Annotated in this window: 21 protein-coding genes; 15 read left to right on the top strand and 6 right to left on the bottom strand. The window is 65.0% G+C overall.

Features of this window, described 5'->3' with window-relative positions; genetic code table 11:
• Positions 1 to 145: 145 nt before the first annotated feature.
• Together GB927_RS10205 and GB927_RS10200 are read right to left on the bottom strand one after the other, a co-directional pair.
• Positions 146 to 1,501, bottom strand: coding sequence for an ABC transporter substrate-binding protein (locus GB927_RS10205; protein ID WP_256116657.1), 1,356 nt, complete (start codon positions 1,499 to 1,501; stop codon positions 146 to 148).
• A 52-nt stretch (positions 1,502 to 1,553) separates the two neighbouring features.
• Complete coding sequence (locus GB927_RS10200; RefSeq protein WP_256116655.1) at positions 1,554 to 2,633, bottom strand: Ldh family oxidoreductase; 1,080 nt, start codon at positions 2,631 to 2,633, stop codon at positions 1,554 to 1,556.
• Between the two features lie 121 nt (positions 2,634 to 2,754).
• On the opposite strand from GB927_RS10200, the gene GB927_RS10195 reads away from it, so the two are divergent.
• The 15 genes from GB927_RS10195 (at position 2,755) to GB927_RS10125 (ending at position 16,701) form a co-directional block, all read left to right on the top strand.
• A complete protein-coding gene (locus GB927_RS10195) occupies positions 2,755 to 3,465 on the top strand; it encodes a GntR family transcriptional regulator (RefSeq protein WP_256116653.1) in 711 nt (236 codons plus the stop codon).
• 238 nt (positions 3,466 to 3,703) lie between these two features.
• Entirely contained in the window at positions 3,704 to 4,474 is a 771-nt protein-coding gene (locus GB927_RS10190) for an SDR family NAD(P)-dependent oxidoreductase (protein ID WP_256116652.1), read from the top strand.
• A gap of 31 nt (positions 4,475 to 4,505) precedes the next feature.
• Positions 4,506 to 5,600 (top strand): glycerol dehydrogenase, encoded by a 1,095-nt coding sequence (locus tag GB927_RS10185; protein ID WP_256116650.1) that lies wholly within the window; start codon positions 4,506 to 4,508, stop codon positions 5,598 to 5,600.
• Positions 5,601 to 5,616: 16 nt separating this feature from the next.
• Positions 5,617 to 6,345 carry an SDR family oxidoreductase gene (locus GB927_RS10180; protein WP_256116649.1) on the top strand — a complete coding sequence of 243 codons (729 nt, stop codon included), beginning with the start codon at positions 5,617 to 5,619 and terminating at the stop codon, positions 6,343 to 6,345.
• Between the two features lies 1 nt (position 6,346).
• The gene (locus GB927_RS10175; protein ID WP_256116646.1) at positions 6,347 to 7,111 is read left to right on the top strand and encodes an SDR family oxidoreductase; all 765 of its coding nucleotides are present in this window, start codon (positions 6,347 to 6,349) and stop codon (positions 7,109 to 7,111) included.
• A 31-nt stretch (positions 7,112 to 7,142) separates the two neighbouring features.
• Complete coding sequence (locus GB927_RS10170; protein ID WP_256116644.1) at positions 7,143 to 7,787, top strand: glucose-6-phosphate isomerase; 645 nt, start codon at positions 7,143 to 7,145, stop codon at positions 7,785 to 7,787.
• Entirely contained in the window at positions 7,784 to 8,437 is a 654-nt protein-coding gene (gene eda / locus GB927_RS10165) for a bifunctional 4-hydroxy-2-oxoglutarate aldolase/2-dehydro-3-deoxy-phosphogluconate aldolase (RefSeq protein WP_256116643.1), read from the top strand. The genes GB927_RS10170 and eda overlap by 4 nt, the downstream gene beginning before the upstream one ends.
• Entirely contained in the window at positions 8,434 to 9,387 is a 954-nt protein-coding gene (locus GB927_RS10160) for a shikimate dehydrogenase family protein (RefSeq protein WP_256116642.1), read from the top strand. The genes eda and GB927_RS10160 overlap by 4 nt, the downstream gene beginning before the upstream one ends.
• 4 nt (positions 9,388 to 9,391) lie before the next feature.
• Complete coding sequence (locus GB927_RS10155; protein ID WP_256116641.1) at positions 9,392 to 10,327, top strand: phosphoglycerate dehydrogenase; 936 nt, start codon at positions 9,392 to 9,394, stop codon at positions 10,325 to 10,327.
• Positions 10,324 to 11,184, top strand: coding sequence for an MBL fold metallo-hydrolase (locus GB927_RS10150; protein ID WP_256116640.1), 861 nt, complete (start codon positions 10,324 to 10,326; stop codon positions 11,182 to 11,184). Before GB927_RS10155 ends, GB927_RS10150 begins: the two co-directional genes overlap by 4 nt.
• A 13-nt stretch (positions 11,185 to 11,197) precedes the next feature.
• Positions 11,198 to 12,091, top strand: coding sequence for an SIS domain-containing protein (locus tag GB927_RS10145; protein WP_256116639.1), 894 nt, complete (start codon positions 11,198 to 11,200; stop codon positions 12,089 to 12,091).
• A gap of 2 nt (positions 12,092 to 12,093) precedes the next feature.
• Positions 12,094 to 12,840, top strand: a complete 747-nt coding sequence (gene deoC, locus GB927_RS10140) for a deoxyribose-phosphate aldolase (RefSeq protein WP_256116638.1) — start codon at positions 12,094 to 12,096, stop codon at positions 12,838 to 12,840.
• A 4-nt stretch (positions 12,841 to 12,844) separates the two neighbouring features.
• On the top strand, positions 12,845 to 14,392 hold the full coding sequence (locus tag GB927_RS10135; RefSeq protein ID WP_256116637.1) for a xylulokinase: 1,548 nt from the start codon (positions 12,845 to 12,847) through the stop codon (positions 14,390 to 14,392).
• Positions 14,389 to 15,918 (top strand): xylulokinase, encoded by a 1,530-nt coding sequence (locus GB927_RS10130; protein ID WP_256116636.1) that lies wholly within the window; start codon positions 14,389 to 14,391, stop codon positions 15,916 to 15,918. The genes GB927_RS10135 and GB927_RS10130 overlap by 4 nt, the downstream gene beginning before the upstream one ends.
• A 24-nt stretch (positions 15,919 to 15,942) precedes the next feature.
• A complete protein-coding gene (locus tag GB927_RS10125) occupies positions 15,943 to 16,701 on the top strand; it encodes an SDR family NAD(P)-dependent oxidoreductase (RefSeq protein WP_256116635.1) in 759 nt (252 codons plus the stop codon).
• Between the two features lie 66 nt (positions 16,702 to 16,767).
• Here GB927_RS10125 and GB927_RS10120 read toward each other — a convergent pair whose 3' ends face one another.
• From GB927_RS10120 to GB927_RS10105, 4 genes are read right to left on the bottom strand one after another with little or no spacing between them, the layout of a single operon-like run.
• A complete protein-coding gene (locus GB927_RS10120; protein ID WP_256116634.1) occupies positions 16,768 to 17,856 on the bottom strand; it encodes a glycerol dehydrogenase in 1,089 nt (362 codons plus the stop codon).
• A 13-nt stretch (positions 17,857 to 17,869) separates the two neighbouring features.
• Positions 17,870 to 18,862 carry an ABC transporter permease gene (locus tag GB927_RS10115; protein WP_256116633.1) on the bottom strand — a complete coding sequence of 331 codons (993 nt, stop codon included), beginning with the start codon at positions 18,860 to 18,862 and terminating at the stop codon, positions 17,870 to 17,872.
• Positions 18,859 to 20,364, bottom strand: a complete 1,506-nt coding sequence (locus tag GB927_RS10110; protein WP_256116632.1) for a sugar ABC transporter ATP-binding protein — start codon at positions 20,362 to 20,364, stop codon at positions 18,859 to 18,861. Before GB927_RS10110 ends, GB927_RS10115 begins: the two co-directional genes overlap by 4 nt.
• Before the next feature lie 54 nt (positions 20,365 to 20,418).
• Positions 20,419 to 21,384: a substrate-binding domain-containing protein gene (locus GB927_RS10105; protein ID WP_256116631.1), complete on the bottom strand. Its 966-nt coding sequence runs from the start codon at positions 21,382 to 21,384 to the stop codon at positions 20,419 to 20,421.
• Between the last annotated feature and the right edge of the window lie 29 nt (positions 21,385 to 21,413).

The raw sequence follows: 21,413 nt of genomic DNA, 5'->3' as shown, positions 1-21,413 counted from the left end.
GCCTTTTTCCTGCGACGCCGACACGGATAGCGACTGCGACATCAAACTCCTCCAGAAGAAACTTTTGGGCGGGCAAACCCGCCTTTCAAATCAAACTGCATGGTGGGCGGGTGCCCACCATGCAAAGCTTGGATCGATGCTTCGATCACTTGCCGATCGGGCACGGGCCGCCGCAAATCTTCTCGACTTCGGCAGCGAGCTGTTCGGCCGCCGCACGGGCGTCGATCTGGCCGGCAGCCGCCGATTGCAGCGGGATCTGCATCGTGTTGTAGATCTTCGCGCCGAACGGAGTGTCGAACAGGTTCGAGCGGAAACCCTTCATGGAATCGAAGATCTTCAGCAGCGTCGAGAAGTGGCCGGTCTTCGTGCGGCTTTCCGGTGCGGCAAAGGCGGGGTCGGAGAGCACGCTCATCAGCGTCGAGGTGCCGCCCGCCTTGGCGAACTCCATCTGCGCATCATGGCCGCCGATATAGGCGACGAAGTCCATCGCCTCCTGCGGATGGGCGGACGATGCGGAGACGGCGAGCAGGAAGCCGCCGATATAGGCCTTCTTCTCCGGCGCTTCGGCAACGCCCATCTTGGCGCCCGGCACGCTGGTTTCGGTCGTCACGGCATTCGGCCATTGATCGAGGAAGAAGGAATAGGTCTGGGCGATCTGCCCGTCCTTCATCTGGTTCATCACGCCGTCATAGGTGACGGTAAGCGCTGCCGGCGGGGCGAATTTCATCAGCGCCAGATAGTCGTTCATGGCCTTTTCGACCGCGTCGACCGGCACCTTGCCTTCGTCCGTCAGCCAGTCCGCGCCCTGCGACCAGAGCACGCCGGACATTTCGTCCTGGATTTCCGGGAAGGGACCGGCCATCAAGCCGACGCCGTAAAAGTCCTTGGCGAGCGCTTCGCCCTTGAGGTTCTCGCCGGCCTTGCGCGTGAAGAATTCGGCGATATCGCGGTGCTGCGCCCAGGTGGTGGGTACGGCGAGATCATAGTTGAAGCGCTTCTTGAAGGCTTCCTTCTCGGTCGCATCCTCGAACAGGTCGGCGCGATAGATGTAGCCGGCGGTGTAGGTGTAATAGGGCAGGCCCCAGACGTCGCCCTTGTACTGGGTCGTCAGGGCTGCGAGCGTCGGCGCCACGTCGTCGAGCTGCGCCTTCTTGTCGGCAAAGTAGTCCGTCATCGGCAGGATGAAGCCGTTTTCGGCGAATTCCGCCTTTTCGGAGGTTTCCAGCGTCACGACGTCATAGGCGCCGGTCTGGCCGACCATCTCGATGACCTGCTTGTTGTAGAGCTGCGAATTGTCGATGTTGACGACATTGACCTTGACGCAGTTCTTCGCCTCGAAGCCGGCGACGAGGTTCGCCATGGCATCAGTATAGAAGCCGGCGATCGTCGACCAGGTGATCGGCACGCGGTCGGCGTCGACGCATTCCTGCGCCATGGCGACCGGCGCCGTCGAGGTCATCAGCGCTGCGACCAGCAAACCCTTTTTCAGCATGGATTTCATTTCATTCCTCCCGGTTGACGGCCGTGGGCTCCCTGCCCCGGCGCGTGATTGGTTATGCTGCTGTGTTCTCCTTGGAATGTCCGGCCGGTCCGGCCGGGCTCCGCGGCAGTTCAAGGAACGCCGCGGTATCGGGATCGACCGGAATGCCGGCCACGAGACGCTCGGCTTCGACCCGCCATTCGCGGTCGCCGGGCGCCAGGATCTCGCCGCCTTCCTGCGCCGGCGCGCTCCTCAAAGCCGCCAGATAGGCGGCCATGCCGGCATGGAAGACGTCCCGGCCGCCAAAGCGGTCTGGATCGATGGCGAGAAGGAAATGCCCCATCTGGCGCGGCGTCGAATAATCGTCGCCGCCGACCATGGGGATGAAGGCGTGATCGAGTGTCATGCCCTGAAGAATGGCCGACAGCAGCGTCGCAACGCCGGCAAGCGCCGCCCCTTTGAAGGCGAAATCCACGCCGCCGAGCGGGAGGAGCGTCTTGCCCGAAGCGGGGTCCGTGGTCGGCGCGCCCGCCTCGTCGACCGCGACGCCTTGCGGCAGTTGCACGCCCAGCGACTTGTAGAGCAGCAGCCGGTTCAGCGGGATCGACGATGTCGCCATGTCGAGCAACCAGGGCTTTTCACCGACGCTCGGTGCCGCAAAGGCCAACGGGTTCGTGCCATGAAAGGCTTCGCGGCCCTGGAAGAGGGCCACGACGCTATCGGAATTGGTGGTCGCAAAGCCGATCATACCGGCTTCCGCGGCGACCCGCGCATAGGCACCGGCCGCACCGAAATGCGAGGAATTGATGACGCCGACCGCACCGATGCCGCTGTCGCGCGCCAGCCCGATCGCCGTGTCCATCGCGACATAGGCGGCATGGTGGCCAAGCGCATTGTCGCCATCAACAATCGCCGTCGCAGCCGCCGTCTTGCGGACCGTGATGTTCGGCGTTCCGTTGACCCGTCCGCCGCGCAGAACCTTGTCGTAATGGACCACCAGACGCACGCCGTGACTGTCGACCCCGATGCGCGAGGCATGCATCAACGCCCGCACCGCGGCAGTGGCGGACGCTTCGCACGCGCCGGCGTTGCGCAGCGCAGTTTCGACTCGCGCTTGGAGCAAATCGGGGGCAACTAGAGTCTGGACGGACATATCGGACCCAACCTAGGAGATTGCAGACGACGAGAATTGGCGTATCATATCTAATATCTCAGTGTAAATAGTTGAGGGGCTCGGTGAACCTGCGTCGACCCCTGCAAGGAAGGGAGACCCTATGAATACACTCGACCGCGGTCCGTCGCTGACCGACCTGGCGGCGCAGGAAATACGCAACCGCATCGTGCGCGGCGTGTTCCAGCTCGGCGAACCGCTCTCGGAAATCGCGCTGGCCACCGAGCTCGGCGTCTCCAAGACGCCCGTGCGCGAGGCGCTGATGGTGCTGAAGCGCCAGGGTCTCATTGAGGTGCATCCGCAGCGTGGCTCGTTTGTCTTCGACATGGATGCAAACCAGGTCCGAAAACTTTCCGAACTGCGCGAAGTGCTGGAACTCGCCGCCCTTCGCATGGCGCTTGCCACCGATCGCCGGGCACTCGCCAAGCAATGGGCCGACATCGTCAAGAAGATGCGCAAGTCGCTCGACGCCAACGACGCGGAGCTCTACCGCACGCTCGACGGCGGCTTCCACCGGGTGCTCTTCGAGCTTGCCGACAACGCCTATCTCATGGAGGCCTACGAGCTGATCGCCTTCCGGGTGCAGGCGCTGCGCAACCGCCTGTCGCTCGCCCCCTCGCTCAACGCCACCTCGTTCGAGGAGCATGTGCGGCTGGCGGAGCTGGTGGCGGCCGGCGACGACGAGGCCATCGTGGACCTCATGGGCCGCCACATCGAGGCGACGCGCGAACATTATCTGGCTGCGGTGACGGCGCGGGAGGCGGAAGCCGCCGTGGCGCCGGCCAAGGGACGGCGCCGAACGACGCGCCGCTGACACATCGCCACCCACGTCGCCCGACCGAAAACGGTAGCGCGGCTGAACGCCCATTTTGCTGTCCTCCCGTAGCTAAGCTACATTTTATCGAAATCACGGCGCGAATTATGTCTCGCCTGCCTTTGATTTCGGTAAATTCCATCCCTGAGACATAGATTTTCGGATTGACACTCGATTGTCAAGGTAGCTAAACTACATTTTTAGAGGCGCCAAGGAGGGCGCTATTCGGGAGGGGATCGTGTACGCTGAGCTTTTCAGATTGGATGGTCGTGTCGCGCTGGTGACGGGCGGCAGTCGAGGCATCGGGCTTGCCTGCGCCGAGGCGCTTGGGGAGGCCGGCGCGCGCATCGCCATCTCCGCGCGCTCTCGCGACGAGGGTGAAAAGGCGGTGCGGCACCTGGCCGGCAAGGGCATCGAAGCGCTCTACCTGCCCGCCGATATTTCCAGCGAGAGCGCCGCCCAGGCGGTCGTGAAGCAGGCGGCCGCCGAGCTTGGCGGGCTCGATATCCTCGTCAACAATGCCGGCATCGCGCGCCATGGCGACAGCCTCGACGTCAAGCCAGAGACCTGGGACGAGGTGATCAACACCAACCTCACCGGCCTCTTCTGGTGCTGCCGGGCGGCCATCGAGACGATGGTCGCGGCGGGGCGCGGGTCGATCGTCAATATCGGCTCGATCTCCGGCTATATCAGCAATCTTCCGCAGAACCAGGTCGCCTACAATGCCAGCAAGGCCGGCGTGCACATGCTGACCAAGTCGCTGGCCGGCGAATTCGCCAAGAACAACATCCGCATCAACGCGGTGGCGCCCGGCTATATCGAAACCGCCATGACGCAGGGCGGGCTGGACGATCCGGAATGGTCGAAGATCTGGCTCGGCATGACGCCGCTGGGCCGCACCGGCAAGCCGAGCGAAGTGGCGGCGGCCGTGCTGTACCTGGCCTCCGATGCCGCCAGCTACGTCACCGGCTCGGTGCTCACCATCGACGGCGGCTACACCATCCACTGAATTTCACAAAAAGAGATACGGGAGCAATTGAATGGCACGCGCATTCGGCGGTCCGAACAAATATATCCAGCGCGCAGGCGAGATCGACAAGCTGGCGAGCTACCTGGCACCGCTCGGCAAACGCGCCCTCGTACTGATCGACCGCGTGCTGTTCGACGCGCTCAGCGAGCGCATCCGCAAGAGCACGGGCGACGCCCTCGACATCCGCTTCGAGCGGTTCGGCGGCGAGTGCTGCACATCCGAAATCGAGCGTGTGCGGGCAATCGCCCTCGAACACGGCAGCGACGTGCTGGTCGGCGTCGGCGGCGGCAAGACGGCGGATACCGCCAAGATCGTCGCCATCGACACCGGTGCCCGCATCGTCATCGCACCCACCATCGCCTCGACGGATGCGCCCTGCAGCGCGATTGCCGTGCGCTATTCGGAACATGGGGTCTATGAGGATTCCCTCCGCCTGCCGCGCAATCCGGATGTCGTCGTCGTCGATTCCGCGCTGGTCGCGGCAGCACCCGCGCGCTTCCTTGTCGCCGGCATTGGGGACGCGCTTTCGACCTGGTTCGAGGCGCGCTCCAACATCGAATCGCGCACGAACAACTATGTCGCCGGCGGTTTTCCGACCACCGAGGCCGGCATGGCGATCGCCAAGCATTGCCAGAGTGTGCTGATGCGCGATGCCGTCAAGGCGAAGATCGCCGTCGAGGCCGGTCTATTGACCCCGGCGGTGGAAAACATCATCGAGGCGAACACGCTGCTCTCCGGCCTTGGCTTCGAGAATTGCGGCTGCTCGGCTGCGCACGGCATCCATGACGGGCTCACGGTGCTCGAAGAAATCCACGGCTATTTCCACGGCGAAAAGGTCGCCTTCGGCACGCTCTGCCTGCTGATGCTGGAAAACCGCGAGCACGCTGAAATCGAGGCGATGATCCGCTTCTGCCGCAGCGTCGGCCTGCCGACGAAGCTTTCGGACCTTGGCGTCGTGGAAGACGTGCCCGCCAAGATCGAGCGCGTGGCGGAGGCCGCGTGCCGGCCGGGCAACATCATCTATGCCACGCCCGTCACCATCACTGTGCCGGCGGTTCGCGATGCGATCCTGGCGCTCGATGCCTTTTCGCGCAGCATCGCTTGACCGCGGGAGGTAAGCCATGACCGACAGAAAACCCCTCGTCATGATCACCGGCGCCAGCGCCGGCATCGGCCAGGAAACCGCCCGCGTCTTTTCCGCCGCCGGTTATCCGCTGCTCCTCATCGCCCGCCGCCCCGAGCTGATCGAGGCGATGGGCCTTCCCGATACGCTGGCCGTCAACGCCGACGTGCGAGACCATGCGGCGCTGGTCGCGGCGATCGCCGAGGGCGAGGCAAAGTTCGGCCCGGTCGACTGCCTCATCAACAATGCCGGCATTTCCCGCCTCGCGCGTCTCGACGAGCAGGACCCCGAGCAATGGCGCGACCTCGTCGATATCAACTGCCTCGGCGTGCTGAACGGCATGCATGCGGTGGCCCCCGGCATGAAGGAACGCCGGCACGGCACGATTATCAACGTCTCCTCGATTGCCGGCCGAAAGGTCTATCCGCACCATGATGTCTATGGCGGCACCAAGCACTTTGTGCATGCCGTGAGCGAGGGGATGCGCCAGACCATGTCGGCCCATCGGGTGCGCGTCATGGTCATCTCGCCGGGCGTCGCCAAGTCGGAGATCGACAAGACCATCACTCACCAGAATGCCTACGAATTCTGGGACAACGGCCGCAAGAAGCTGGATGGCGGCCTCGACGTCAACGACATCGCGCGCACCATGCTCTTTGCTTACCAACTGCCGCAGGACGTCAATCTGCAGGAGATGACGATCACCCATACTGGCCAGGAATTCTGACATGACGGACACCCCCTCCTTCGACGACCTGCTGGATTTCAGCGGCAAGACCGTGGTGGTCACGGGCGCGGCGACCGGCATCGGGCGGGCGATTGCCGAAGCCTTCGCGGCGAAGAAGGCGCGCGTCGCGCTGCTCGACCGCGATCCCTCCGTTGCTGATGTTGCCGCCTCGCTCGGCGCCTACCACATTTCACATGTCGTGGACGTGACGGACGAGCCGGGCGTCGAGCGTGCCGTTCAGGCGGTAATCGAGGCCTTTGGCCGGATCGACATTCTCGTCAACAATGCAGGTATCGGGCCGCTGGCGCCGGCGGAAAGTTATCCGACGGCGGAATGGGACCGCACGCTCGCCATCAATCTCAAGGGCTCCTTTCTGATGGCGCGTGCCGTCGCGCCCGGCATGCTGGAGCGCAAATCCGGCCGCATCGTCAACATGGCCTCGCAGGCCGCCATCATCGGCATCGAGGGCCATGTCGCCTATTGCGCCAGCAAGGCGGGCATTGTCGGCATGACGAACTGCATGGCGCTGGAATGGGGACCGCGCGGCGTCACGGTCAACGCGCTGTCGCCGACCGTGGTGGAGACGGAACTCGGGCTCACCGGCTGGGCCGGCGAAAAGGGCGAGCGCGCCCGCGCTGCCATCCCGACGCGGCGCTTCGCCAAGCCGTGGGAGATCGCCGCCTCGGTGCTCTACCTCGCCAGCGGTGCGGCCGCGATGGTGAACGGCGCCAACCTGATGATCGACGGCGGCTATACCATCGTTTGATCGAAAAATTGACAGAGACGAGGACCCAGTTTTGACACAGCTATTCGAGCCCGTCGGGTGCAAGGTCGATCTTCAGACCGGCGCCATGAGCGATGCCACGGGCGATTACCAGAAGCGTTTTCGAGACCTTGAGGGTCTCTATGCGGATGCGGATGCCTTCTCTGCCATGCAGGCCGAGTGGAACGACACGGTCGTCTACGAAGTCTCGGAGTTCCGGCCGAACGAACGGTCCGGCGATCTCATCTTCGGCGTCACCCGCATGCTGCCCGGCAAGGTGGGAACCGAGTATTTCGTCACCCGCGGCCATATCCACCGGCAGGCCGACCGGCCGGAAATCTACTATGGCCAGAAGGGCCGCGGCCTCATGCTGATGGAATCGCCGGAGGGCGAGATCCGCGTCGTCGAAATCGACGCCCAGACGGTCTGCTACGTGCCGCCCTACTGGATCCACCGCTCCGTCAATGTCGGCGACGAGGAGCTGGTGATGCTGTTCTGCTACCCCGCCGATTCCGGCCAGGACTATGACTGCATCGCCAAAGCCGGCGGCATGCGCGCCCGCATAGTCGACGACGGCAAAGGCGGATGGAAACAGGTCGACAATGCCGGCTGGCGGATGCGGGACGCTGCGACGATCGCCGCCCTCTATGGCCATCAGCAGAAGGAAGAAACAGCATGAGTGCCCCATTCGATCAGGCAGCCAAGCTCGGCGTCGTTCCGGTCATCGCCATCGAGCGCGCCTCCGACGCCGTCGCGTTGGCAGACGCGCTTCTCGAAGGCGGGCTCCCGCTCGCCGAGATCACCTTCCGCACCGAAGCCGCCGCCGAGGTCATCGCCATCATGGCCGACAAACGGCCGGAACTGCTGGTCGGTGCCGGCACGATCTTGACGCCGGAAGCGCTCGACGCAGCAATCAGCGCTGGCGCCCGTTTCGGCCTTGCGCCCGGTTTCGATGCCGAGATCGTCGTGGCGGCGAACGGCAAGGGCTTTCCCTTCGCGCCCGGCATCATGACGCCCTCAGACCTGACCGCCGTCACCCGCCACGGGCTGAAACTGGCAAAATTTTTCCCGGCGAAAGCGGCCGGCGGCCCCGCCATGCTGGAGGCGATCAGCGCGCCCTTCGCGCATCTCGGCACCCGTTTCGTGCCGACCGGCGGCGTCAGCCTCGACAACATGCACGAATGGCTGAAGCTGAGCGCGGTGGCCGCTGTCGGCGGCACTTGGATCGCGACCAAGGCCGACATTAGCGAAGGCCGCTGGGCCGACATCACGGCGAAGGCGCGCGCGGCGGTGGCAAAGGCCAAAGAGGCACGCGAGGCGAACCGATGAGCCGCTATCAACCCGCGACCCAGCCGACCTTCTACTTCATCGGCGTGACGACGGCGAAAAGCTCCATCATGCGGGTTTTTCCCGCCTGGGCGCGCCATCTCGGGCTTAAGGACGCGGTGCTGAAGGGCATCGATTTTCCACTGCATGCCGACCCGGCCGCCTATCGCGAGGCCGTCGCCTTCATCAAGACGGACCCGCTGTCGCTCGGCGCGCTGGTCACCACGCACAAGATCGACCTGTTTAACGCGGCACGCGACATGTTCGACGTGATCGATCCGCATGCGCTGCTGATGCATGAGACGAGCTGCCTGTCGAAGCGCGACGGCAAGCTCATCTGCCACGCCAAGGACCCCATTTCCTCCGGCCTCGCGATCGACGGCTTCGTGCCGGCCGGCCACTTTGCCGACACTGGCGCCGAGGTCCTCTCGATGGGCGCCGGCGGCTCTACCATCGCCATCACCTGGCACCTCATGCAGGCAAGCCGTGGAGCCGACGTGCCGTCCCGCATCGTCGTTACCAACCGCTCACAGCCGCGTCTCGACGAGCTGCGGCGCATTCACCAGGACATGAAAGCCCGCGTGAAGATCGACTATGTGCTGGCCGACCGGCCGGAACTGAACGACGCCGCCATGGCCGCGCTGAAACCCGGCTCGCTCGTCATCAACGCCACCGGCCTCGGCAAGGACGCGCCGGGCTCGCCGATCACCGATGCGGGTATTTTCCCCGAGCGAGCGATTGCCTGGGACCTGAACTACCGCGGCGATCTCGTCTTTCTCGACCAGGCACGGCGCCAGCAGGCGGCGCGCGGGTTGCAGGTCGAGGACGGCTGGACCTATTTCCTGCATGGATGGACGCAGGTCATCGCCGAAGTGTTCGATATCGATATCCCGACCTCTGGCCCGTCCTTCGACGAGATTTCGCGCATCGCCATCGAAGCGGCGAAGGGGTGATGTGGTGAAGCGTATTCTCGTCACGCCCCGTTCGCTCTCGCTCGATCCACCGCCGGAACTGGAGCCGCTACGCCAAGCCGGTTTCGACCTCGTATTCCCGACGCCCGGCCGCATGCCGGACGAGGCCGAACTGCTCGATCTCGTGCCCGGCTGCGTCGGCTGGCTCGCCGGCATCGAACCGGTCTCCGACCGGGTTATCGCCGCCGCCGACAGCCTGCGCGCCATCAGCCGCAACGGCACCGGCATCGACAACCTGCCGCTGGCGCTGCTCAAGGGTCGGGGCATCCGCGTGCTCAAGGCCGAGGGTGCCAATGCCGTTGGCGTGGCGGAGCTTGCCATGGGCCTCATCCTAGCCTCCCTCCGCCACATCCCCACCGAGACGGCCGGCATCCGAGCCGGCGGCTGGCCGCGTTCGCGCGGCAAGGAAATCGCCGAGCGCACCGTCGGCATCATCGGCTGCGGCGCGATCGGCAAGCGCGTCGCGCGCGCCGTCTCATCGATGCGGGCCAATGTCGTCGCGCACGATCCCTTCCGCCCGAATGTCGAAGTCTATGGCCCGTTCAAATGGGCAAGCCTAGACGAGGTGTTTGCGGAAGCGGACATCGTCTCGCTGCATTGCCCCGCGCCCGCCGATGGCAAGCCTATCGTCGATGCGAAACGTCTTGCGATCATGCCGCCCAACGCCATCCTCATCAACACCGCCCGCGCGACGCTGGTGGACGAGGATGCCGTGCGCGCCGCACTCGACGAGGGCCGCTTGCAGACCTACGCCACCGACGTCTTCGTCGAGGAACCGCCGGCCCCCGGCTCGCTTGCCAGCCATCCGCGCGTCATCGCCACCAGCCATATCGGCGGCCTGACGGACGAGAGTGTCAGCAAGGCGACGACGATCGCCGTGGAAAACCTGCTCGCCGCGCTGGTCAGGGAGGACGCCGCATGACGCCGCTCTCGCCCGTGCCATTTTCGGAAACGCTCGCCGCGCGGCTCTCTACGCCGCCGGCCGGCGACGTCCGGCTTTACTGGCTCGGGCAGGCCGGTTTCGTCATCGCGACCAGCCGATATCGCATCGTCATCGATCCCTATCTTTCCGATAGCCTGGCGGAGAAATACCAAGGCAAGCGTTTCGAGCACGACCGTCTTATGGCCGCACCCATCCAGCCGTCCGAAATCGGCCCGGTCGATCTCGTGCTGGTGACGCATCACCATACCGACCACATGGACCAGCAGACGCTGACGCCGATCGCTACGGCCAATCCGGATTGCCGCTTCGTCGTGCCGCGCGCCGCGATCGAGGCCGCGAAGGAGCGCATCGGCGTCGGGCCTGAACGCCTCATCACCATCGATGCTGGTGAGCGCATCGAACCCCTGCCCGGCCTCATCATCACCGCCATCCGCGCCGCGCACGAAACATTGGAGCGCTCCGAAGAAGGCTGGCACAAATTCCTCGGCTATGTGGTCGAGAGCGAGGGCGTTTGCCTCTATCATTCCGGCGATACGATCCCCTTCGAAGGGCTCGTCGACGAGGTCGCGCCCTTCAAGGTCGATCTCGCGCTATTGCCGGTCAATGGGCGTCGGCCTGAGCTCACGCAAGCTGGCATCGCCGGCAATCTGACGCTGGACGAAGCTTGTGTGCTTTCGGACCAGATCGGCGCGGCGGACATGATCGCCCACCACTACGGCATGTTTGCCTTCAACACCGAGGACCCTGCGACGATCGACGCCAAATCGGCGGCGGCTGATTGCAGGGCGCGGCTCCATCGGGCAAAGCTGTCGGTTGAATACCGATTGTCTAAGTGAACCGGGGGTCTCCATGTCAACCAGCGCGCTCCAGCCCAAACCGATTGGCGGCAACAATAACAACATATTGGAGGTCATCCGCATGAAGCGCGGAGAGCTCCGCAAGTCGGATCGCAAGGTGGCCGAACTCGTGCTCGCCGATCCGAAGCGCGTCATCAACGCGACCATCGCGGAGGCCGCCGAATGGGCGGATGTCAGCCAGCCGACAGTCATCCGCTTCTGCGCCTCCGTCGGCTGCCAGGGCTACCAGGATTTCAAGCTGCGCCTCGCCCAGAGCCTGGCGCTCGGCGTATCCGCCACCCATTCGGTCATCGACGGCAACGACACGCCGGCCCAGGTCTCAGAAAAAATCTTCGACTACACAATCACCAGCCTCGACTGGGTGCGCAACCATCTCGACCCGGTCAAGGTCGGCCAGGTCGTCGACATGCTGGCCAAGGCGAACCGCATCGACTTCTTCGGCTTCGGCGCCTCGGGCATCGTCGCGCGTGATGCGCAGCAGAAATTCCCGCTGTTCGGCGTGCCCTGCGGCGCGGAGACGGATGCCCACCAGCAGATCATGGTCGTCTCCATGCTGAAGCCGGGCGACGTCGCCGTCGTCATCTCCAATACGGGCGCGACGCTCGCGATCATCGAGACCGCCCGCCGGGCGCGCGAAAACGGCTGCCAGATCATCGGCATCGTCGGTGCGGATGGGCCGCTCGTCGAGTTCTGCGATCTCGTGCTGAAGGTCGAGACGCTGGAAAACACCAATATCTACACGCCCACCATTTCCCGCATCGCCGCGCTGACGGTGATCGACATCCTGTCCACCAGCGTGGCGCTGCGCCGCGGCGCCGAACATGTCGAACTCTTCACCGGCATGAAGCGCAACCTCCGCTATCTGAGAATGAGCAACGAGACATAGAGATGCACAACACCCGCCACCGCTCCCAGACGCCGGCATCGCTCTCGCCCCGCGAGCTCGCCGCCCTGATCGACGTCAGCGCCGTCCAGGCCTTCCATACCGAGGCGGACGTGCGGGAGCTGGCGGAAATCGCCGTTGCCGAAGGTTTCATCGCCGCCCATGTGCTGCCGAATTTCGTGCCGCTGCTGCGCAGCCTCGTGCCTGCGGGCGGGCTGACCCTCGTCGGCGGCCCGGTCGGTTTCCCGTCCGGTGGGCATACGACCCGCACCAAGGTGGCGGAGGCCACGGAACTTGCCGCAAACGGCGCGCAGGAACTCGACATGATGATCAATGTCGGCCGCCTCAAATCCGGCGATCTCGACTATGTGCGCAGCGATATCCGCGCGGTGGTGGAGGCGATTGCGCCGGTCCCTCTCAAGGTCATCCTGGAACTCGCCCATCTGACGGACGACGAGATCCGCACCGCCTCAGCCATTGTCGCCGAGAGCGGCGCCGCCTTCGTCAAGACCGGCACCGGCTGGACGCCGAGCGCCACCACGCCGGAAAAGCTGAAGCTCATCATCGACACCGTCGATGGCGCGGTCGAGGTGAAAGCATCGGGCGGCATTCGCTCGCTGGAGAGTATTGCCGCCATGGTGCGCCTTGGCGTCACCCGCTTCGGCATCAACACGAAGGTCGCGGTCGATCTCGTGCGCCAGTGCGCCGCCCTGCCCGGCGGGCGCCTCGACATAACCGGCACGGTGGGGTGAGACCATGGTCGATACCGTTGCAGCATTCGACCTCGGCACAGGGGGCGTCAAGGCGGCGATCTTCCGCCCGGACGGCACCTGCATTGCGGAAGAGGTCGTGTCCTACAAGACGTTCTACCCCTCCTCCTCGCACCACGAGCAGCGCCCGGAGGACTGGTGGGATGCCATTTGCGCGAGCCTGAAGACGCTGCTCAGCAATCCCGCAGTGGATGCCGCTTCCATCCGCGCCATCGCCATTTCCGGCCACAGCCTCGGCTGCATTCCGCTCGACGAGACCGGCGCCCTGTTGCAGGAATTCGTGCCGCTCTGGTCGGATGGTCGCGCCGTCGCGGAAGCGGAGGACTTCTTCACGCGGGTCGATCCGGACGCCTGGTATCGCAAGACCGGCAACGGCTTTCCGGCCCCGCTCTACACCGTGTTCAAGGCGATCTGGCTGCGCAGGAATGCGCCTGACATTTTTGCCCGCACAAGAACGATCATCGGCACCAAGGATTATATCAACCTGCGGCTGACCGGCCGCGTCGCCACCGACCCGTCCTATGCCTCGGGCACCGGCGTCTATGATCTGAAGGCCGGACGCTATGCGCCGGAGCTGATCGAAGCGGCGGGTCTCAGCCCGGATTTCTTCCCGGCAATCGTCGCCTCTACCGCCATTCTCGGCGAAGTCCTGCCCGATGTCGCGAAGCAACTCGGCCTGCCGCCGGGCGTCAAGGTGGTCGCGGGTGGCGTGGACAACAGCTGCATGGCGCTCGGCGGCCGCACCTTCCTGGAGGGCGATGCCTATGCCTCGATGGGCTCATCGAGCTGGATCACCGTTTCCTCTTCCGAGCCGCTGCTTGACGACCGGGTGCGCCCCTTCGTCTTCGCCCACGTGGCGCCGGGCATGTTCATTTCGGCGACCTCGATCTTCTCCTCCGGCACCAGCGTCAACTGGGTGACCGACACGCTGCTGCCGGACGTCAAACAGGCGGCCAAGGCCGCCGGCCTCGACGTGCATGACGAACTGTTCCGCCTTGCCGGCGAAGCGCCAGCCGGCGCACGCGGCCTGATCTTCGTGCCCACGCTCGGCGGCGGCACGAGCTTCGAAGGCGGGCCTGCGGTGCGCGGCGGATTCGTCGGGCTGGACCTCCAGCACGGCCGCGCCGACATTCTGCGCGCGACGCTGGAGGGTGTGGCGCTCGGCCTGCGCGTCGCACTCGACGAGTTGCGCCGCATGACCGCGATCGGCTCGGAAATGATCATCGTGGGCGGCGGTGCGCGCAGCGCCTTCTGGCGGCAGGTCTTTTCCGACGTCTTCGATTGCACGATCGTCAAGACGAAGATCGACCAGCAGGCAGCGGCTTTGGGCGCAGCAGCCTTGGCTTTCGTCGGCATGGGGCTCTGGACGGATTTCCTGCCGATCCGCGCTTTGCATGTCGCGGAAGGGCGCAGTGAACCCTTGGCGGAGACACGCGCCGTCTACCAAGCCGCGCTTGTCGCCTATCGCCAGGCCGCCGAACAACAGCAGGCATTGTCGGGCGCACTCGCCGCGCTCAGGGAGGTTGCATCGTGACCGGGGAGCTCTTTCTCGCCATCGACGTCGGCACCGGCAGCGTGCGGGCGGCTCTTATCGATACCGCGGGCCGGATCGTCGAGATCGCGGCACGTGAACACGACCAGATCGTGCCGCAATTCGGCTGGGCGGAACAGCGTCCGCTCGACTGGTGGGAGGGCGCTTGCACGGCAGTGCGCGCCGTGCTGGACAAGAGCGAGGGCGCGCGCGAGCGCATCTCCATCGTCGCCATCTGCGGCCAGATGCACGGCCTCGTGCTGCTCGACGATGCGGGGCACCTGACCCGCGATACCGCGCCGCTCTGGAACGATAAGCGCACGCTCAATCTTGTGCGAAAATTCGAGGCCGAGAACGCGCCCGAAAGCTATCTCGGCGAAAGCGGTAATACGCCAACGCCCGCCTGGCCGGGCTTCAAGCTGCAATGGGTGCGCGATGCCGACCCTGCGGCCTACAAGCGCAGCGCCGTCGCCATCATGCCGAAGGACTACATCAACTTCCGGCTGACCGGCGAAATCGCCATGGATACCGGCGACGCCTCCTGCAGCTTCCTGATGAACCCCGAGACGGTCGCATGGTCGCCGGTGATGATCGAGCGCATGGGCCTGGACGCCCGCCTCCTGCCGCCGATCCGCAATCCGCTCGACATCATCGGCCACGTCACGGAGGAAGCCGCGCTAGCGACGGGGCTTGCCGCCGGCACGCCCGTCATGGTGGGCGGGGCGGATTATCCGATGGCGCTGCTCGGCTCGGGCGCCTGCCGGCCCGGCCTCGGCTCGGACAGCACCGGCACCGGCGCGATCGTCACGATGATCGCGGAAAAACCGCTGCTCGATCCCGAAATCTCCAACGTCGCGACGATCGAGGGCAATTGGGCACCCTTCGTGCTGCTCGAAACGGGCGGTGACGGCATGCGCTGGGCGCGCCGCGCCTTCCACGACGGCGCGTTGAGCTACAGCGATATCGTCGAGCGAGCCGAAAAGGCACCGCCCGGTTCCGAGGCGTTGCTGTTCATGCCCTTCCTCACCGGCGAGCGTCTCGGCCAGCACCGCAACGCGCGCGCGCAGTTCTTCGGGCTTGGTGCGGTGCACGGGATGGAGCACCTGCACCGCGCGATCCTCGAAGGCATCGCCTTTGCCATGGCCCGCCATATCCGCATCATGGAGGCGAGCTCCGGCAAGCGGCTGGAGCGCATGATCGCCGCCGGCGGCGGGGCGCGCACAAAACTCTGGCTGAAGATCAAGGCGAGCGTCTTCGACACGCCGGTGCTCGTGCCGCAGGAGCCGGAATGCGGCCTTGTCGGCTGCGCCGCGATGGCCGCGACCGCGACGGGCCGTTTCTCCCGGCCCGAGGATGCGGCGGAAGCCTATGTCCGTTATGCGGACGAAATCGCGCCCGATCCCGCCTGGGTCGAGGTCTACAGCCATGTCCAGCCGGTGTTCGACCGGCTCTACCATCACAGCAAGACGCTCTACGACGACATGGACGCGCTTGCCGCCCAGATCCGCCCGGCCGGCGATCGGCCCTGAATCACCCCATTGGAGGAGGAAATTATGAAGGACATCATCGACACGTTTCGCCCGGATCTGTTTGCCGGCAAGGACATCCTGGTCACCGGCGGCTCGTCCGGCATCGGCCTTGCCATCGCCCAGGGTTTTGCCCGGCTCGGCGGCTCGGTCGTGGCACTCGGCAGTTCGGAGACGAAGCTGAAGGCCGCGGCAGCCGACCCGGAAAACAAGGGTATACGCTTCGAGCGCGTCGACGTGCGCGACCCAGAGGCGATCAAGACTTTCGCCAAGACGCTTTCCAAGCTCGACGTTCTCGTCAACGGCGCGGGCATCGCCCGTCCCGAAGCCGAGTTCGAGGATGAAACCTATATGGAGGTGATGGATGTCAACCTGAACAGCCAGATGCGCTTCGCCATGGCCGTGCTGCCGCTGCTGAAGGCCTCAAAGGGCGTCATCCTCAACACGGCCTCCATGCTGAGCTATGTCAGCGATCCGCTCGTGCCGGCCTATGGCGCCAGCAAGTCCGGCGTGCTCGGCCTCACCCGCCATCTCGCCCATGCCTTCGGCCCGGATGGCATTCGCGTCAACGCGATCTCGCCCGGCTACCACAAGACCGACATGACCAAGGGCCTGTGGACCGACCCCGTGCCGGCCGAAAAGATCGCCCAGCGTTCGGCGCTGAAGCGCTGGGGCACGGTGGACGACCTCGTCGGCACCGCGCTTTTCCTCGCCTCCCCCGCCGCCGTCTTCATCACCGGCGCGGACCTGCCTGTCGATGGCGGCTTCGTGGTCGGTGGTTTCTAAAGCGTCAAATAAGAAACCCCGGCCTCTCGGCCGGGGTTTCGATTTAGTTCGCAGTATCAAAGCTGCTCAGGCCGCCCGCCCGAGGGCGTCGGCGGCGAGAATAGCCGCTTCAATTTCCTGCACGCCCACGGGTGCGCGGGTGGCGTGCGTAATGTTGCCCTTGACGGCGGCTTCGGCGACCCAGCGCACCTTGGCTGGCACATCCTCGGTGATGTTCAGGTCCGCCAGCGTTGTCGGCAGGCCGAGGGTGCGGCAGAAGCGGAGCGTCTCGTCGATCTCGCTTTGCGGGCGGTTTTCCAGGACGAGCAGGCAGAGCACGCCGAAGGCGACCTTCTCGCCGTGCAGGAGGCCGTGGATTTCCGGCAGCACGGTCAGCGCGTCATGGATGCCATGCGCGGCGGAGACGCCGCAATTCTCGAAGCCGAGGCCGGAAAGAAGCGTGTTCGCCTCGATGATATCCTCGACGGCCTGTGTGACGACGCCGGCTTCCGCCGCAAGCTTGGCCTTCACCGCCTGTTCCATGATCACCGCATGGCATTCGCGGGCGATGGCGATAGCGGCGCGGGTGGCCGGGAAACCGCCGGAAATGTAGTTGAACGTGCCGGCCTCGATATTGGCGCGCGCCTCGTACCAGGTGGAGAGCGCATCCCCCATGCCGGCAACAAGAAAGCGCACGGGTGCTGCGACGATGACCTCCGGATCGACCAACACGAGATCGGGATTGCGCGGCAGGTTGTGTGCCTCCTGCAAGACGCCCTCATCGGAATAGACGACCACCACGGCGCTTGTCGGCGCATCGGTGGAGGCGATGGTGGGCACGGCCAGCATGCGCGCATTGGTCCTGTGCGCCGCCATCTTGGCGGTGTCGAGCGTCTTGCCGCCGCCGATGCCGACGACGACATCCGCGCCATGTTCGGCCGCGATCGCCGTCACCCGCGCGATCTCGCGGTCGCTGCATTCGCCGCCGAATTTTTCGAACCTGACCTCGAAACCCTCTTTCAGGTTCGTGCCGAGCGTTTCGGCGTAACGCTCGAAGAGGAAGGCATCGATGAGCACGAGCGGCTTGCGGCCAAGCGGCGCCAGGTGTTCGCCGAGGCGCGCGATTTCACCGCGGCGCTGGATGTAGCGGCTGGGGCTGCCGAAGGAACGGGACATGCTGTTCTCCGATTTAGCGCCGCGAACGGGCGGTGACGTACTGGATGAGCATCGCCAGGATGATGATCAGTCCGAGATAGACGTTCTGGTGATAGCCCGGCACGCCGGCAAGGTTCATGATGTTGGTAATAATGCCGAGGATCAGCGCGCCGAGCAGCGTGTTGAACATGTTGCCGCGCCCGCCCATCAGGCTCGCCCCGCCGATGACCACGGCCGCGATGACATCGAGTTCCGCGCCGACGCCGACTTGCGGCGTGCCGATGCCCGTACGCCCGGCCGCCACGATGCCCGCAACGGCCGCCAATGCGCCGCTGATGACATAGACCGACAGCACGTAACGCTCGACCGGCACGCCGGAGAGCCGCACGGCTTCCTCGTTGGAGCCGATGGCGGTAACGATACGGCCGAAGCTCGTATAGGTCAAAACCGCCGCGCCGATGGCGTAGATGAGCAGCATCAGGATCGCCGGCTGCGGAATGCCGAGGAAGAAGCCGCTGCCGAAATCGACGAGCGACGCACCGGGCTCTCCCATGGTGATCGGCCGGCCGGCGCTGACGATCAGCGAAATGCCGCGCGCGATCGCCATCATGGCGAGCGAGATGACGAAGGACGGCAGCCGCATATAGGCGACGAAGAAACCGGTGACCACGCCGCAGGCCGCGCCGGTTGCGATGACGAGCAGGATCGCCAGCGGCACGCTGAATCCCTGCGCGGCAATGAGATGGGCGCAGAGCACCGAGCCGACGGCGGCGATCGAGCCAACCGAAAGGTCGATGCCGCGCGTCAGCACGACGAAGAGCATGCCGACGGCCATGATGCCGGCACCGGAGGCGACTTGGCGCACCACGTTCATCAGGTTGCGCTCGGTCAGGAACGCATCGGACCAGAGCGAGGCGACGATCACCAGCACCAGGAAGATGCCGAGCGTGCCGTAGTGGCGGACGGCCTCCAGAATGCGGGGCGTAAGCGACGACGGCGCAGCGGCGCTTGCGGGTGTAGTGGTCATAGGCTTGCCTCATCCCTGTTCCTGGCCGACTGGGTCATTGCCAGCGTCAAAAGCTGCTGCTCGGTGAACGCGCCTTCGGCGAGTTCGCCGACGATGGCGCCTTCCGCCATCACGAGAATGCGGTCGCAAATGCCGAACAGCTCCTGGTGTTCGGACGAGATGACGAGAACCGCCTTGCCGGCTTTGGCCAGGTCGTTGATCAAATTGTAGATTTCGCTTTTCGCCCCGACATCGACGCCGCGTGTCGGCTCGTCGAGAATGAGCAGGTCGCAGTCCGCATGGAACCACTTGGCGAGCGCCACCTTTTGCTGGTTGCCGCCCGAAAGGCTGGAAACCGGCGCATCGACGCTCGACGCCTTGAGGCGCATCTCGGCGCCGAGCGCTGTGGCAACCTGCCGTTCCTTGGTGACGTTCAGGATGCCGAAACGGGTGATGCTGCGGATCTTGGCGAGCGTCGTGTTGATGCGGATCGGCGCATCGAGGATGACGCCGTGCTCCTTGCGGTCTTCCGGAACGAGCCCGATCTGGGCGCGCACGGCATCGCGCGGCGACGAGAGGTGCAAAGGCTTGCCGTTAAGCTCGACCGTGCCGGAATCCATCTTGTCGGCGCCGAAGACGAGGCGCGCGACCTCCGTGCGGCCCGAGCCGACGAGCCCGCCGAGACCGACGACCTCGCCCGCGCGGACGGAAAAGCTCACATCGCGGACCTTGCGGCCGCGGGTGACGTTGCGCACGTCGACGACCACCTTGCCGGGCACGCGCCCGTCCTTGGGCGGAAACAGCGCGGACATCTGGCGGCCGACCATGCGGGCGATCACCGCATCGACATCGGTCGCGACGGTCTCCAGCGTCTCGACATGGGAACCGTCCTTCATCACCGTGATGCGGTCGGAGAGGTCGAAGACCTCGTTCAGGCGATGGGAAATATAGACGACGCCGGTGCCGCCGGCGCGCAGCTCGCGGATGATCGCGAGCAGCCGCTCGGCATCGCTGTTGGCGAGCACGGCGGTCGGTTCGTCGAAGACGATGATGCGCGCCTTGTTGGACAGCGCCTTGGCGATCTCAACCACCTGCTGGTGGGCGACCGTCAGACGACCGGCCTGCACGGCGGGGTCGATGGCAAAGCCGAGGCGATCGAGGATATCGCGTGCCGCCTTGCGCAGCGCGCCGTGATTGACGAAGCCCGGCAGGCGCCCGAGAAAGATGTTTTCGGCCACCGTCAGGTCCGGCGCCAGCGCCAGTTCCTGGTGGATGACGGACACGCCGCGGCTCGTCGCATCCCGTGGGCCGGACAGTGCGACCATCTCGCCGTAGAGGCTGACCGTGCCAGAGGTCGGGGGCGTTTCGCCGCCGAGCACGCGCATCAGCGTGGATTTGCCCGCGCCGTTTTCGCCGACGAGCGCATGCACTTCGCCGGCCTTCAGGTCGAAATCCACGCCTTTCAGCGCCTGCACGCCGGCATAGTTCTTCCGGATACCGGATAGACTGACAAGTTCTGTCATTGGGCTCCCAAAAGGATGCACCGGAAACCGGTGCATCCTTCTCTTGCTGTCGATTTAGAATACAGAATCGGGCTTGTAATACTTGTCGACATTGTCCTTGGAGATCACGTCTGCGGGCGTGAAATACTCCTTCGGGAAGTCCGACGGCAGTTCGCCCTTCAACGCCTTGTAGGCGACGTCGAAGGCGGTGCGGCCGACGAGGTCCGGATCGTTGAGACCGGTCGCGCCATAGGCGCCGTCCTTGATCATCGCCAGCGCCTCGCGCTGTCCGTCGGCAGCGGCAGCGAAGAGGATCTTGTCGAGGCCTGCGGCCTTCGCCGCCTGCACGGCGCCGAGCACCATGGAGTCGTTCTCGCCGACGACGAGGTTGGCGTCCGGATGGGCCTGGAACAGGTCTTCCGCCGCCTTCAGGCCGCCGTCCGTCGCCCAGTCGCCCCAGCCCTGGCCGAGGATCTGCAGGTTAACGGCGCCTTCGTTGACGAGCTGCGCTTCGGTAATGCCCTTGATGACGCCCATGCGGCGCTCAAGCCCGCCCGGATTGCCCTGGTTGCCGGACAGCAGGATCATCTTGATCGGCGTGCCCTTCATCGTCTTGGCGATCCAGTCGCCGACCAGCCGGCCGTTCTCGTCACTGGAAGAGCGCACCTGCGAGATGAAATTGGCCTTCGGGTTCAGCGTCGAGTCCATGGCCACGACCTTGACGCCGGCAGCCGTTGCCGCATTGACGACTGGCACGAGCGCTTCCTGGTCACGCGGGTTGATGATGAGGATGTTGATGCCCTTGGCGATCATGTCTTCCACCTCGTTGATCTGCTTGGAGAAATCGCTCTGGCTGTCCGCCGTGGTGATTTCGCAGCCTGCATCCTTGGCGGCCTTTTCGACGGCAGCGACCTGCGCGGCGAAGTAGGGCGCGTTGAGCGAGGGCATGGTGAGGCCCACCTTGCAATCCGCGGCCATGGCGGCGGATGTGAGGCAGAACAGGGCGACGGACCCTGCCAGAAGCGTCTTGATAGTGGTCATATTAACTCCTCCTAGTTGACTTGTTTGCA

It is taken from the genome of Shinella lacus (assembly GCF_010994755.1).
GTDB lineage: Bacteria > Pseudomonadota > Alphaproteobacteria > Rhizobiales > Rhizobiaceae > Shinella > Shinella lacus.
The sequence above is the reverse complement of the archived record's forward strand: the minus strand, read 5'-3'. Positions and strand labels throughout refer to the sequence as shown.